We start from the raw sequence: 13762 nt of genomic DNA, 5'->3' as shown, positions 1-13762 counted from the left end.
AGGGACGACGCGGCACAACCCTGCCTTCCTTCCCTCTCCCCTTGAGGGAGAGGGTGGCGCGCAGCGCCGGGTGAGGGGAAGAGTCTCGCCATTCGCGCTGATTGAGAACCCAAAATGACCGTCTATTTCATCGGCGCCGGCCCTGGCGCAGCCGATCTCATCACCTTGCGCGGCCAACGTCTCATCGAACGCTGCGAGGTCTGCCTCTACGCCGGCTCCCTCGTCCCTACCGAAATCGTTGCTACCGCCCCGCCCGGCGCGCTGGTTCGCGACACCGCACCAATGCATCTCGACGAGATCATTGACGAAATCAATAAAGCCCATGACTCAGGCAAGGATGTTGCCCGCGTCCATTCCGGCGACCCATCCATCTATGGCGCCATCGCCGAACAGATGCGCCGCCTCGATGCTCTGGGCATCCCTTATGAGGTCGTCCCCGGCGTTCCCGCCTTCGCCGGCGCCGCCGCGCGCCTCGCCACCGAACTGACGCTCCCCGAAATCTCGCAGACCATCATCCTCACCCGCACCTCGGGCAAAGCCTCTGCCATGCCCGAGCACGAAAGCCTCGAAATCCTCGGGCAGTCGCGGGCGACGCTCTGCATCCACCTCTCGATCCGCAACCTCGCCTATGTCGAAACCGCGCTGACGCCCTATTACGGCGCCGATTGCCCGGTGATCGTCGTCTATCGCGCCACCTGGCCCGATGAGGAAATCATCATCACCACTCTGGCGGAGATGCGCGCCCGCGTCCGCGAGGAAAAGCTCACCCGCACCGCCCTCATTCTCGTCGGCCGCGTCTTCGGCGAGACCCGCTTCAAGGATTCCAGCCTCTACGCCGAAGACTTCAGCCACGTCCTCCGCAACGCCGGCAAGAAGAAGCTCAGGGCAGTGGTGTGAGCGCTAAGCCCCGATCGTGCCATAGCGTCACCTCTCCCTTTGGGGGAGAGGTCGGCCGCAGGCCGGGTGAGGGGGCCTTTCTACACGCTGCGAAATCGAACCTACTTCAACCGCAGCGCCGCAATCGCCTGCCCCACCGTAGGCACCTCATAGGCCGGCGGCAGCGCGGGCCGCGCGATCATGAACACCGGCAGCCTGAGTTGCAACGCCGCCTGCAGCTTGGCCTCGGTCTGCACCCCGCCCGAGTTCTTGCAGACGAGGTGGGTGATATCCTGTTCCTGCATCAGGGCCAGTTCGCCCCCCATGAAGAACGGCGGCCGTGCGATCACCGAAACCGCATTGATCGGCAGCGCCTTCTCCGGCGCCTCGATCGAGCGCACCACAAAGCTGCAATCGGTGCGGGCAAAAAAGGTCTCGAGCTTGGTATGCCCGACCGTCAGGAACACACGGGCCCCCTTGGGCAGCGCCGCCGCCGCTTCCTCGGCCGAGGCCATGTGCTTCCAGAACGCATATTGCGGCTCGGCCCAGGGCAGCCGGGTCAGCCGCACCAGCTTCAGCTCCGCCAGCGCCGCAGCCTTCACCGCATTGGCCTTGATCTCCACCGCATAGGGGTGCGTCGCATCGACAATCCGGTCGAATTGCTCGCTGATCAGGAAATTGCCCAGCCCGTCGCCGCCGCCAAAGCCGCCCACCCGCACATTGCCCTTGGGCAGCAGCGGGTCGCTGGTCCGTCCGGCGAGCGAAGTGGTGACGTCATGGCCCATGGCAACCAGCCGTTCTGCGAGCAGCCGCGCCTCTTCGGTGCCCCCCAGGATCAGGATCTTCATCGCCTAGTCGCTTTCCCCTACGATCGCGCCAGCGCGATCGATGATCAGCACGTCGACGCGCGTCGCGTCACCGACCACACGCTGCGCCGCGTCGCGCGCCTGCTGCGCCACGACTCCGGCCAACCCAAGCCCCCCGGCTTCGGCAAGCTGCAGCACGGCATTGGCTGTTTCGAGCTCCGCCGCGCGCGCTGCAATATAGTCGCTAGCGCCAAGATTTTGCAGGATTTTTACAAGGCTTTGCACATCGACGCTCGAACGTCCGGAATGCAGGTCCATCGCCCCGTTCGCGAGCTTCGCCAGCTTGCCGAATCCCCCGGTAATCGTCACCCGCTCTACCGGGTGGCTCTTCAGGTATTTCAGCACCCCACCGACGAAATCCCCCATGTCGAGATAGGCCTCGATCGGCAGCCCCAGCCGCGCCATCGCCGCTTTCTCCGAAAGGTCACCGGTCGAGCCCACCACATGCGTCAATCCCATCGCCCGCGCCACATCGATGCCGCGATGGATCGAGTGGATCCACGCCGAGCACGAATAGGGGATCACAATCCCAGTCGTTCCCAAGATCGACAGCCCGCCGACAATCCCGAGCCTCGGGTTCCAGGTCTTCTTGGCGAGCTCCGCCCCATCGCGCACCGCAATCGTGATGCGGAAGTCCGCCGCGATCCCCGCCGCCCCCGCCAGTTCCGCCACGACGCCCGTCATCATCTGCCGCGGCACAGGGTTGATCGCGGGCTCCCCCACCGCAAGGGGCAGGCCCGGCTTGGTGACAATCCCCACGCCTTCGCCGGCATGAAACGTCACGCCACTTCCTTGAGCGCCACGCTCGACCCGGGCCATCACCAGCGCACCGTGCGTCACATCTGGGTCGTCGCCGGCATCCTTGATGATCCCGGCTTCGGCAAATCCCGATCCCTCCAGTTCATGCGCCAGCGCAAATCCCGGCATCTGTCCGCCGGGCAAAGTGATGCTCACCAGCGACGGAAATCCATGACCAAGCAACGCCCCAAGCGCAGCTTTTGTCGCAGCCGTTGCACAGGCGCCGGTGGTCCAGCCGCGCTTCAGCGGCGCGCCGTTGGGGGCAAAATCATCACTCATCACCGCGCCTTATACGCCTTTGGAGCCTCGTAATGAACGGTCTCGTCATCGCCGCCCCGCGCTCGGGTTCGGGCAAGACCACCCTCACCCTCGGCCTCCTCGCCGCGCTCAGCGCCCGCGGCCTTGCCGTCGCCCCGGCAAAGACCGGCCCTGACTATATCGACACCAGCATTCTCGCCCGCGCCGCCGGCCGTCCGGCCATCAACCTCGATCCCTGGGCCATGTCGCCCGCCCGTCTCCACAGCCTCGCCGTCGCCCACGCCACCGGCGCTGATCTGCTGCTGGTCGAAGGCGTCATGGGCCTCTTCGATGGCGCCGCCGACGGTCGGGGCTCCACCGCCGATCTCGCCCAGATCCTCGGCCTGCCGGTGATTCTCGTTCTCGACGCCGAGCGCCAGTCCCAGTCGATCGCCGCGCTCGCCCATGGCTTTGCCACCTGGCGCTCGGACGTCCACATTGCCGGCCTCATCGTCAACCGCGCCGCCTCCACGCGGCATGAACTGATGCTCCGCGCCGCCCTTACGCCCCTCGCCATCCCGCTGCTCGGAATCATCCCCCGCCGCGACGCCCTCAGCCTCCCCGACCGCCACCTCGGCCTCGTCCTCCCCGACGAAGTTGCCCATTTCGATCAAGTCGTCACCGCCGCCGCCGAAGCCGTCGCCGACTTCATCGATCTCAATCTCCTCGTGGCCCTGTCAGCGTCTCCCTCAGTCGTCCCCTCTCCCCCCCGGGGAGAGGGTCAGGGTGAGGGGCCGAGCTCAAATGCCACCATCTCCCTTCCCCCCCTCGGCCAACGCATCGCCATCGCCCGCGACGACGCTTTCGCCTTCCTCTACCCCCACTGGCTCAGCGACTGGCGCGCCCAGGGTGCTGAACTCAGCTTCTTCTCCCCACTCGCCAATGAGCCGCCCGATTCCACCGCAGATGCCGTCTTCCTCCCCGGCGGCTACCCCGAACTCCATGGCGCAACCCTCGCCAACGCGACCACCTTCCAGCGCGCCCTCCACGCCAGCGCCGAACGCGGCGCGTTGATCTATGGCGAGTGCGGAGGCTTTATGGTGCTGGGCCAGAGCCTCACCGACAAATCCGGCGTCAACCATCCGATGACCGGGCTCCTCCCGGTCGAAACCCGCATCGACCGCCCCAAGCGCACCCTCGGCTATCGCCGGCTGAACCACGAGAGCCCGCTGCCCTTCCCGGCGCGGCTCAATGGCCACGAGTTTCACTATTCCTCCGCCCGCCAGACTCGCACCACCCCGCTCTTTTCCGCCACCGACGCGCTGGGCAAGGTCCTCCCGCCCATGGGCGCCGTCGCCGGCCGGGTCATGGGCTCTTACGCCCATGTGATCGACGTTGCCGACTAGCCCCTTTTGCGCGCGCCCCCGCTGTGGGAAAAGCGCCCCATCGAGAGGTGCACGATGACGGCGAAATCCCTGATGGTCATGGGCACCGGCTCCGATGTCGGCAAGTCGCTGCTCGTCGCCGGCCTTTGCCGCGCCTTCGCCAATCGCGGGCTGCGCGTCGCCCCGTTCAAGCCGCAGAACATGTCCAACAATGCCGCCGTCACCGCCGATGGCGGCGAAATCGGTCGCGCCCAGGCGCTGCAGGCGCGCGCCTGCCGCCTCGCCCCCGTCACCGCCATGAACCCGGTCTTGCTGAAGCCCGAACATGAGACCGGCGCGCAACTCATCGTCCGCGGCCAGCGCGTCGGCTCCATGCCCGCCCGTGACTACTGGAAAAAGCGCGGCGAACTGCTCCCCGATGTCGTCGCCGCCTTCGATGAACTCGCAGCCAATGCCGACCTCGTCATCGTCGAAGGCGCCGGCAGCGCCTCCGAGGTCAATCTCCGCCACAACGACATTGCCAATTTCGGCTTCGCCCGCGCCCTGAACCTGCCGGTGCTGCTGGCGGGCGATATCCAGCGCGGCGGCGTCATTGCCGCCCTCGTGGGCACTTTCGCGGTCATCGATCCCGCCGATGCCGCCCTCATCGTCGCAACGCTGGTCAACAAGTTCCAGGGCGATCCGGCGCTCTTCGAACATGGCAAGCGCTTCATCGTCGAGCGCACCCACGTGCCATGCCTCGGTCCCATCTCATTCTTTGCCGATGCCAGCAAACTCCCCGCCGAAGACGTGCTCGCCCTGGATCAGCCAGCGCAACCAGGGCAGGGGACATACCGCATCGTTGTGCCGCGCCTCCCCCGCATCGCCAATTTCGATGACCTCGACCCGCTCCGCCTCGAGCCCAGCGTCTCGGTCGAGATCGTGCCACCCGGCAGCCCGTTACCCCGCAACGCCGATCTCATCATCCTCCCCGGCTCCAAGGCCACCCGGGCCGATCTTGAGGCGCTGCGGCGCGAGGGCTGGGATATCGATATCGCCGCCCACCACCGCGCCGGCGGCCGCGTCCTCGGCATTTGCGGCGGCTACCAGATGCTCGGCCGCACCATTGCCGATCCCCTTGGCATCGAAGGCACCCCCGGCACCTCGCCCGGCCTCGGCCTTCTCGCCGTCGACACCGTGCTGGAGGAGAAAAAGCAGCTCCGCGTCGAGCACGCCCATTTCGCACAGACCGGCGATCCGTTGACCGGCTATCACATGCACATGGGCGTCACCTCCGGCCCCGATGCCGAGCGGGCCTTCGCCAGTATCGGCAATCAGCCAGAAGGCGCCATCAGCGCCGATCGCCGCGTCATGGGCACCTATCTCCACGGCCTGTTCGCCGCCGATGCCTTCCGCCGCGCCTTCCTCGGCACCGCCGCCGGCGCGGCTAGCGCCGCTGCCTATGAGGAGGGGATCGAGCGCACCCTCGATGCGCTTGCAGCCCATCTCGAAACCCATCTCGATCTCACTGCGCTGCTCGCCATGGCGCGCCTGCCGGAGCGCCCGTGATGTCCGCCCTCATCGCCCCTCTCGCGCTCCTCATCGAGCGCTTCACCGGCTACCCCAACGCGCTGTTCAAGGCCATCGGCCACCCCGTCACCTGGATCGGCGCGCTGATCACGCTGCTCGATCGCCGCCTCAACACTGGGTACAACCGCAAACGCAACGGCGTCCTCGCACTCGTCCTGATCCTCGCCGCAACGGCCCTCGCCACCATCCCCATCATGCTGGTCTGCCGTGCCGTACCCTTCGGCTGGATGATCGAAGCGCTGCTTGCCACCACGCTCCTCGCGCAAAAGGCGCTCGCCGATGCCGTCTGCGCCGTCGCCACTTCCCTCCGCCGCTCCTTGCCCGAAGGTCGCGCCGCTGTAGCCCATATCGTCGGCCGCGATCCCGAAGCCCTCGATGCCCCCGGCGTCGCCCGCGCCGCCATTGAAAGCCTTGCCGAATCCACTTCTGACGGCGTCATTGCGCCGCTGTTCTGGCTGGTGATTGGCGGCCTGCCGGGCGTTGCTCTCTACAAGGCCGTCAACACCGCCGACTCGATGATCGGCCACAAGACCGAGCGCCACCGCGATTTCGGCTGGGCCAGCGCCCGCTTCGATGACTTGTTGAACCTCATTCCGGCCCGGCTGTCGGCGATTCTGATCGCGGGCGCCGCCTTCTTCATCAAGGGCGCCCACCCCGAGGCCGCCTGGGCCACCGCGCTTCGCGATGCGAAAAGGCACGACAGCCCCAATGCCGGCTGGCCCGAAGCTGCCATCGCCGGCGCGCTCGATTTCGCCCTCGGCGGCCGCCGCACCTATGCCGGTGAAACCGTTGCTCTCCCCACCTTCGGCACCGGCCGCCCCGATCTCGGCCCGGACGACATCGACCGCGCCCTGAAACTCTACGCCATCACCCTCAACCTGGCCCTGGCGCTGACCACCGTCACCTGCCTGACGCTTTGGCGCTTGGCCTGACGCTACGAAGGAAGGCCCCCTCACCCGGCCCTTTGGGCCGACCTCTCCCCCAAAGGGAGAGGTAAACTGAGGCGCGATCGTGCCAACTCGTTACCTCTCCCTTCGGGGGAGAGGTCGAGACGCGAAGCGTCGGGTGAGGGGGCCTTTCCTCCATGCGATCGACTGAGAAACTAAGCCTCAAACACCCGCCGTTGCACCACCTCGTCCGCCGGTGCCTCGCCTTTCAGCGTCATCGGCAGGCCTGCCACGACGAAAAACACATCCGTGCAAATCTCCGCTAGCCGCTGGTGCGCCGCCCCCGCCAGGTCGCGGAACATCCTCGCCATGGCGTTATCCGGCACGATCCCAAGCCCCACCTCATTCGACACCAGCACCACCTGCGCCCTATCTATCGCCTCCAGCGTCTCGATCAGTTCATCCACCGCCTCGGCCACGTTGCGCTCCGCCATGATCAGGTTCGTGATCCACAGCGTCAGGCAATCAACGAGGATCACATCATGGTCGAGCGCTGCCTTGATCAGCGCCGTACTCAACTCCAGCGGCTCCTCAATGGTGAAGAAACGGCTCGCCCGCTGGTCCTGATGCGCCCGCACCCGCTCGCGCATTTCTGCGTCCAGTGCTTCGGCCGTTGCCAGATACGCCGGGCGTTGCCCCGCTCGCATCGCCAGCCGTTCTGCAAAACTTGTCTTGCCCGATCGCGCTCCACCCAGCACCAGCACATGGCCCATCGTCGCTCTCCTCATTGCGTCCTGTCCGCCACTCCCAGCATGCCGCGAATCCGCTCCGCATGCGAGCCATGCGGCAAGCCGCCTTCAACTGGTCGCGCAAACGCTTATTGTACTTTCGTCTAGCGTCCTTTGGCATTAAGGTCCGCGCCGGACTCGGGGGGCTCCGGGTCGGTCCAAACAAGTGGAGAACGCCAGTCGTGGCTAGGTATTATCTAGGGGTGGATGGTGGCGGCACCAACTGCCGCATTCGCCTCGCCGACGAAAACCTGGTGACCCTTGCGGATGCCGCAGGCGGGCGCTCCAATCTGCAGATCGAAGCGGGCGAACCCGCCTATCGCTCGATCATCACCGGCGCGCGCGACGCCTTCGCCAAGGCCGGGGTCGATTTTTCCGAAACCGCCAATACCCAGGCCTGCTTTGGCATGGCTGGCGGCCGCCTGCCGTCAGCGCGTGAAGCGTTCGAAAAGCGCCCCTGGCCCTTCGCCAACGTCAAGGTCTATGACGATATCGATATCGCCCGCGCCGGTGCCCACGGCGGCGCCGATGGCGGGGTGATCATCGTTGGCACCGGATCGGCTGCCCTCGCCATGGTGGATGGCCAGCGTCACCAGAGTGGTGGCTGGGGGTTCCATATCGGCGATCAGATGTCGGGCGCGATCCTTGGTCGCGAACTTGTGCGCCGCACCGTTGAGGCAGCGGACGGCCTGTCCACGGGCTCTGCCCTGACCGAGGCCGTTATCGACAGGCTGGGGGGATCGATCGATTCCATCATGTCCTGGTCGTTCCCGCCCGATACGCGTCCAGCTCCCGCGCCCACTGACGGTCAGGCTCCGGCCACCATCATCGGTCGTGCGCCCGCCGAGTATGGGGCCCTGGTCCCGATGTTCTTTGATTATTTCGAGAAGGGCGATCCGGTCGCCCGTGAGCTCATGGAACTCGAGCTGCAGTCAATCGACACCTACGTGAACTGGTTCAAGGCGCGCGGCGTCAAGACCATGGCGGCGGTCGGTGGCTTCGGCACCCGGCTTTACCCGCTGCTCATCGAGCGCTATGGCGATTTCATTGTGCGCCCGGTACACGAGCCGCTGCATGGTGCCGTCATCCTCGCCAAGCAGAACTTTCCGGGCGCTTGAGTTTTCCCGGCGCATGAACTTTCTCGGCCTATGAATTTTTTCGACAGGAGCTTACCCAGCGTGTCCAGCCGCATCATTCCCGTCCAGCCCTTTGACTACGTGGTGTTCGGCGCGACTGGCGACCTTACCCGCCGCAAGCTCATCCCGGCGCTCTACCATCGCTTCAAGGATGCCCAGTTCGATGAACAGTCGCGCATCATTGGCGTCTCGCGCACCAAGCTCACTGACGCCGAGTTCCAGAAGGCCGCACGCGATTCGATCGAACAGTTCGTCGAGCCCGAATATCGCGACGCTGCTACCATCGACCGCTTCATCGGCTGCTTTTCCTATGTCGCCAACGACGTCACCAACGAGGCGAACTGGGGCGATCTGAGCAAGAAGCTCCGCGACGATCCCAAGATCATTCGTGCCTTCTACCTCGCCATCGCACCGGACCTGTTCGGGCCGACCTGCGAATATATCCAGAAAAAGAAGTACTATCGCCGCGACGCTCGCGTCGTCATTGAAAAGCCGCTCGGCCACGACCTCGCCTCGTCCATGGCCATCAACGACGCCGTGTCCAAGATCTTCAAGGAAGATCAGGTCTACCGTATCGATCACTACCTCGGCAAAGAGACGGTGCAGAACCTTCTGGCGCTGCGCTTTGCCAATATCCTGTTCGAGCCCATCTGGAACTCGGCCCATATCGACCACGTGCAGATCACCGTCGCCGAGTCCGTCGGCGCCGGCACCCGCGGCTATTACGACGAGTCCGGCGCGCTGCGTGACATGGTGCAGAACCACATCATCCAGCTGCTCTGCCTCGTCGCCATGGAGCCCCCGGCCTCCGACGATGCCAACGCGCTCCGCGACGAAAAGCTGAAGGTGCTGCGGTCGCTAAAGCCGGTCACCGGCGCCGATGTCGCCCGCGCCACCGTGCGCGGCCAGTATCGCGCCGGTAGCGTCGATGGCGCCGCCGTCGCCAGCTACCAGGATGAGCTGCCCGCCGAAAAGAAGGGCTCCCACACCGAGACCTTCGTGGCGCTGAAGGCAGAAATCGAGAACTGGCGCTGGTCGGGCGTGCCGTTCTACATCCGCACCGGCAAGCGCCTCCCGAGCCGCGCGTCCGAAATCGTCATCCAGTTCCGCCACATCCCGCACTCGATCTTCGATCACGCCGAAGGCGCCCCGCGCGCCAACACGCTGGTGATCCGCATTCAGCCCGATGAAGGCGTCAAGCTCTTCCTCATGATCAAGGATCCGGGCCCGGGCGGCATGCGCCTGCGCGAAGTCCCGCTGAACCTCAGCTTTGCCGAGGCCTTCGCCGAGCGCACGCCCGAAGCCTATGAGCGCCTGCTGCTCGACGTGGTGCGCGGCCAGCAGACCCTGTTCATGCGCCGCGACGAACTCGAGGCTGCATGGACATGGATCGATCCGATCCGCGACGCCTGGAATGCGTCTCCCGATGCGCCGCAGCAATATATGTCCGGCACCTGGGGCCCCACCGCCGCCATCGCGCTCATCGAGCGTGACGGCCGCACCTGGCATGAGGATGGGAATTGACCCCAACCCGGCGCAGCTTTGGCACCAAGGAAGACCTGGCGCTCGCGTTGGCCGGCGCCGTTGCCGAACACCTCAATGACGGCATCGCCGCCCGCGGCAAAGCCGTGCTCGCCGTGTCAGGCGGCTCGACCCCGGCACGCTTCTTTGCCGTCCTGAGCCGCCGCAAGGATATCGACTGGGACAACGTCATCGTCACCCTCGTCGATGAGCGCTGGGTGCCCGAGACCGCCGATCGCTCCAATGCCGGCCTCGTCAACGAAAAGCTGCTGCAAGGCCCGGCGGCGTCAGCCCATTTCGTGCCGCTCTACTCGGGCGGCGACGAGCCGACCGCGCCGGCCATCGCCCGCACCAATATCGCGCTCAACGCGCTGCCCCGGCCCTTCGATGTCGTCATTCTCGGCATGGGCAATGACGGGCACACCGCCTCGTTCTTTCCGGGCGGCGACACCTTGACTGAAGCCTTGACCGGTGAGGGGCCGGCCCTGGCAATACGGGCACCGGGGGCAGGGGAGCCCCGCGTGACCTTTGTCCTTGATCGTCTGCTGGACGCCAAAGGGCTCTATCTGCATATCGAGGGGGAGGAAAAGCTGAAAACGCTGGAACTGGCGGCAGCGGAAGGTCCGGTCGAGGACATGCCGATCCGCGCAGTGCTGCGTCAAAGCCGAACACCACTGACCATCTTCTGGAGCCCGTAACCACTACGGGCTGCCCCCAAGGAGTTCCGAGATGTCCGTCGTCAAGACAGTCCAGGATGTGACCGACCGCATTGCGGCCCGGAGCGCTGGTACGCGTTCCGATTACCTCGATCGTATCGAGGCCGCTCGTAGCCACGGCGTCCACCGCGCAGCGCTCGCCTGTGGCAATCTCGCCCACGGCTTTGCCGCCTGCTCGCCCTCCGACAAGGCGAAGCTTGCGGGCTCCAAGGCTCTGAACCTCGGCATCGTCACCTCCTACAATGACATGCTGAGCGCCCATCAGCCCTACCAGTTCTATCCCGATATCATCAAGGACGCGGCCCGTTCGATCGGCCACACCGCCCAGGTCGCCGGCGGCGTGCCTGCCATGTGCGACGGCGTCACCCAGGGCCAGCCCGGCATGGACCTGTCGCTGTTTTCTCGCGACGTCATTGCCATGTCGACCGCCATCGCGCTCAGCCACAACATGTTCGATGCTGCCGTCTACCTCGGCATCTGCGACAAGATCGTCCCCGGCCTCTTGATCGGCGCCCTGAGCTTTGGCCACCTCCCCGGCGTCTTCGTGCCCGCCGGCCCCATGCCGACCGGCATTTCCAACGACGAAAAGGCCAAGGTCCGCCAGCTCTATGCCGAGGGCAAGGTCGGCCGTGCGGAACTCCTCGAGTCCGAGGCCAAGTCCTACCACTCGCCCGGCACCTGCACCTTTTACGGCACCGCCAACTCCAATCAGATGCTGATGGAGATCATGGGGCTGCACCTCCCGGGCGCGAGCTTCGTCAACCCCAACACCCCGCTCCGCGATGCGCTGACCCGCGAGGCGACCAAACGCGCGCTCTCGCTCACCGCTGAAGGCAACGACTACACCCCCATCGGCCACATCGTTGATGCCAAGTCCATCGTCAACGGCATGGTTGGCCTTCTCGCCACCGGCGGCTCCACCAACCACACCATGCACCTCGTCGCCATCGCGGCCGCTGCCGGGCTGAAGATCACCTGGGAAGATATGTCGGAGCTTTCCTCCGCCGTGCCGCTGCTCGCCCGCGTCTATCCCAACGGCATCGCCGACGTGAACCACTTCCACGCTGCGGGTGGCATGGGGTTCCTCATCCGCGAACTGCTCGACGCCGGCTACCTCCATGAAGACGTCAAGACCGTCTGGGGCGCCGGGCTCTCGGGTTATGCCGTCGAAGCCAGGCTCCTCGACGAAAAGCTCGCCTTCGAAGCCTCGCCCGCCCTGTCCGGCAATCCCAAGGTGCTCGCTCCAGCCTCCGCCGCCTTCGCCCAGAACGGTGGTCTCAAGCTTTTGAGCGGCAATCTCGGCAAGTCGGTCATCAAGATCTCGGCGGTTAAGCCCGAGAACCGGGTGGTCGAAGCCAGGGCCCGCGTGTTTCACACCCAGGACGGCATGCTCGCCGCCTTCAAGGCCGGCGAGATCACCGGCGATGTCGTCGCCGTCGTCCGCTTCCAGGGTCCGAAATCGGTCGGCATGCCCGAGCTCCACAAGCTCACCCCGGCCCTCGGCATCCTCCAGGATCGCGGCCACAAGGTCGCGCTCGTCACCGATGGCCGCATGTCCGGCGCCTCGGGCAAGATCCCGGCCGCCATCCACATGACGCCGGAAGCCTCTGACGGCGGCGCCATCGCCAAGATCCGCGACGGCGACCTCATCCGCCTCGACGCCGAGGCCGGCACCATCCAGTTCATCGGCGACGAAAAAGAGTTCCTCTCCCGTACCCCCGCCACCGAGGATCTCCGCCGCGAGCACTTTGGCATGGGCCGCGAACTCTTCGCCGGCTTCCGCGCCCTCGTCGGCGCAGCGGAGAATGGCGCGAGCGTTTTCGGCTGAGCGGCCGACACCACCAAATCTACCCTTCGCCCCATAGGGCGAGGGGCATGGCCCTAGCCCGCCCGCACCAATCCGCTGTGGATACCTTGCCACTTATCAACCGGTGCGTTGCCCTCCGCCCAAAAAGTTCTTTTCCTTACTTTAATGCGCATGCACTCTCCGCACCGAGGGGTGGTCACGCGGCGCGGTTGCGTCGCCGGCGGTCAACGGGAGGGAACCATGCTTGTTCGAATAGCTCTGGCGGCGAGTGCATCGCTTGCAATGATCAGTGGCGCGCTGTCCTTCGATGGCGCGCGCGCCTATCATTTGCGTCCCGAGGGCGCGAGCGACCTCAGCCTCACGACGACGCTCTTGGGCGCCACCGAAACCGTCAACTTCGGCGGTGGCGACGAGACCAGTGACCTCGGCGTGGGTGTCGTAACGCCGTCTTATCGCCATACCTTCAACCTCATGGGCAACGCCGGCACCATCCTGATCGGCCTGCCGCTCGGCAGCGCCTTCTATAGCACCTCGGCCGGCACCATCGATGTCGATACCGACTTCGCTCAGGGCGACATGTTCATAGGCGGCGTCTGGGGCCTTGTGGGCGCGCCCTCGATGTCCGTCATGGAGTATGTCCAGTACAAGCCCGGTTTCCAGGCCAGCGTCGCCGCCAGGCTGTTCGCGCCAACAGGTGACTATGACTCAAGCCGGCTGCTGAACCTCGGACAAAACCGCTGGACGCTCGAGGCCAGCCTGCCGATGAGTTACGCGCTGGGCGAGTCGATGATCGATCCCAACCTGATGACCTTCGAAGTCAGGCCCTTCGCGGTCGTGTTCAGCGACAACGACGATCCGTTCGGCGGCGCCGACGTCGCCAGCAAGGATCCGATCTTCGGGGTCGAGGGGCACATTACCCGCAACTTCGGCAACAGCGTCTGGGCTGCGCTCGATGGGTACTATGAAACCGGTGGGGAGACCTCAGCCGATGGGGTTGCTCAGGGGGATGCGCGCGAAAACCTGTCGCTTGGTGCCACCCTTGGCCTTGTGCTGAGCCCGTCCTATGCCGTGCGCATCAGCTACCGCGAGTCGGTGTATTCAAGCGCACAGGATGGGTCGGTCCGCGCTCTTGAGATCGCCACGGCGTTTCTGTTCTGATCACAAGAGGCCTCGGCC

At 65.6% G+C, this 13762-nt stretch carries 12 protein-coding genes; 9 read left to right on the top strand and 3 right to left on the bottom strand.

Features of this window, described 5'->3' with window-relative positions:
- The first annotated feature begins 114 nt into the window (after positions 1–114).
- Positions 115–897 carry a precorrin-4 C(11)-methyltransferase gene (gene cobM, locus ACO06J_RS13405; protein ID WP_421761223.1) on the top strand — a complete coding sequence of 261 codons (783 nt, stop codon included), beginning with the start codon at positions 115–117 and terminating at the stop codon, positions 895–897.
- A gap of 101 nt (positions 898–998) precedes the next feature.
- Here the strand turns inward: cobM and ACO06J_RS13400 are convergent, their stop codons facing one another.
- Together ACO06J_RS13400 and ACO06J_RS13395 are read right to left on the bottom strand one after the other, a co-directional pair.
- Positions 999–1724 (bottom strand): cobalt-precorrin-6A reductase, encoded by a 726-nt coding sequence (locus ACO06J_RS13400; RefSeq protein WP_421761222.1) that lies wholly within the window; start codon positions 1722–1724, stop codon positions 999–1001.
- Positions 1725–1727: 3 nt separating this feature from the next.
- Complete coding sequence (locus tag ACO06J_RS13395; RefSeq protein ID WP_421761221.1) at positions 1728–2819, bottom strand: cobalt-precorrin-5B (C(1))-methyltransferase; 1092 nt, start codon at positions 2817–2819, stop codon at positions 1728–1730.
- Positions 2820–2851: 32 nt separating this feature from the next.
- On the opposite strand from ACO06J_RS13395, the gene ACO06J_RS13390 reads away from it, so the two are divergent.
- Genes ACO06J_RS13390 through cbiB form a run of 3 tightly spaced genes read left to right on the top strand, consistent with a single transcriptional unit; the run spans position 2852 to position 6663 of the window.
- On the top strand, positions 2852–4183 hold the full coding sequence (locus ACO06J_RS13390) for a cobyrinate a,c-diamide synthase (protein ID WP_421761220.1): 1332 nt from the start codon (positions 2852–2854) through the stop codon (positions 4181–4183).
- 54 nt (positions 4184–4237) lie between these two features.
- Positions 4238–5710, top strand: a complete 1473-nt coding sequence (locus tag ACO06J_RS13385) for a cobyric acid synthase (protein WP_421761219.1) — start codon at positions 4238–4240, stop codon at positions 5708–5710.
- Positions 5710–6663, top strand: coding sequence for an adenosylcobinamide-phosphate synthase CbiB (gene cbiB, locus ACO06J_RS13380; protein WP_421761218.1), 954 nt, complete (start codon positions 5710–5712; stop codon positions 6661–6663). The genes ACO06J_RS13385 and cbiB overlap by 1 nt, the downstream gene beginning before the upstream one ends.
- Before the next feature lie 170 nt (positions 6664–6833).
- Here the strand turns inward: cbiB and cobU are convergent, their stop codons facing one another.
- Positions 6834–7391 carry a bifunctional adenosylcobinamide kinase/adenosylcobinamide-phosphate guanylyltransferase gene (gene cobU / locus ACO06J_RS13375; protein WP_421761217.1) on the bottom strand — a complete coding sequence of 186 codons (558 nt, stop codon included), beginning with the start codon at positions 7389–7391 and terminating at the stop codon, positions 6834–6836.
- A gap of 197 nt (positions 7392–7588) precedes the next feature.
- Between cobU and ACO06J_RS13370 the strand changes: the two genes are divergently transcribed.
- The 5 genes from ACO06J_RS13370 to ACO06J_RS13350 all read left to right on the top strand — a co-directional run bounded on the left by ACO06J_RS13370 (position 7589) and on the right by ACO06J_RS13350 (position 13744).
- Positions 7589–8524 (top strand): BadF/BadG/BcrA/BcrD ATPase family protein, encoded by a 936-nt coding sequence (locus tag ACO06J_RS13370; protein WP_421761216.1) that lies wholly within the window; start codon positions 7589–7591, stop codon positions 8522–8524.
- Positions 8525–8584: 60 nt separating this feature from the next.
- On the top strand, positions 8585–10066 hold the full coding sequence (zwf, locus tag ACO06J_RS13365) for a glucose-6-phosphate dehydrogenase (RefSeq protein ID WP_421761215.1): 1482 nt from the start codon (positions 8585–8587) through the stop codon (positions 10064–10066).
- Positions 10063–10761 carry a 6-phosphogluconolactonase gene (pgl, locus tag ACO06J_RS13360; protein ID WP_421761214.1) on the top strand — a complete coding sequence of 233 codons (699 nt, stop codon included), beginning with the start codon at positions 10063–10065 and terminating at the stop codon, positions 10759–10761. Before zwf ends, pgl begins: the two co-directional genes overlap by 4 nt.
- Positions 10762–10792: 31 nt before the next feature.
- Positions 10793–12607: a phosphogluconate dehydratase gene (gene edd / locus ACO06J_RS13355; protein WP_421761213.1), complete on the top strand. Its 1815-nt coding sequence runs from the start codon at positions 10793–10795 to the stop codon at positions 12605–12607.
- Positions 12608–12826: 219 nt separating this feature from the next.
- A complete protein-coding gene (locus tag ACO06J_RS13350) occupies positions 12827–13744 on the top strand; it encodes a transporter (RefSeq protein ID WP_421761212.1) in 918 nt (305 codons plus the stop codon).
- Positions 13745–13762: the final 18 nt, after the last annotated feature.

Origin of the sequence: Devosia sp., assembly GCF_965229025.1 — a bacterium.
In the GTDB taxonomy this organism is placed as follows: domain Bacteria; phylum Pseudomonadota; class Alphaproteobacteria; order Rhizobiales; family Devosiaceae; genus Devosia_A.
This window is presented reverse-complemented; position numbering and strand designations above follow the sequence as displayed.

Coding starts and splice junctions, on each gene's coding strand:
- cobM (WP_421761223.1), top strand. CDS start 115: ATGACCGTCTATTTCATCGGCGCCGGCCCTGGCGCAGCCGATCTCATC.
- ACO06J_RS13395 (WP_421761221.1), bottom strand. CDS start 2,819: ATGAGTGATGATTTTGCCCCCAACGGCGCGCCGCTGAAGCGCGGCTGG.
- ACO06J_RS13350 (WP_421761212.1), top strand. CDS start 12,827: ATGCTTGTTCGAATAGCTCTGGCGGCGAGTGCATCGCTTGCAATGATC.
- edd (WP_421761213.1), top strand. CDS start 10,793: ATGTCCGTCGTCAAGACAGTCCAGGATGTGACCGACCGCATTGCGGCC.
- ACO06J_RS13400 (WP_421761222.1), bottom strand. CDS start 1,724: ATGAAGATCCTGATCCTGGGGGGCACCGAAGAGGCGCGGCTGCTCGCA.
- cbiB (WP_421761218.1), top strand. CDS start 5,710: ATGTCCGCCCTCATCGCCCCTCTCGCGCTCCTCATCGAGCGCTTCACC.
- cobU (WP_421761217.1), bottom strand. CDS start 7,391: ATGGGCCATGTGCTGGTGCTGGGTGGAGCGCGATCGGGCAAGACAAGT.
- ACO06J_RS13390 (WP_421761220.1), top strand. CDS start 2,852: ATGAACGGTCTCGTCATCGCCGCCCCGCGCTCGGGTTCGGGCAAGACC.
- ACO06J_RS13385 (WP_421761219.1), top strand. CDS start 4,238: ATGACGGCGAAATCCCTGATGGTCATGGGCACCGGCTCCGATGTCGGC.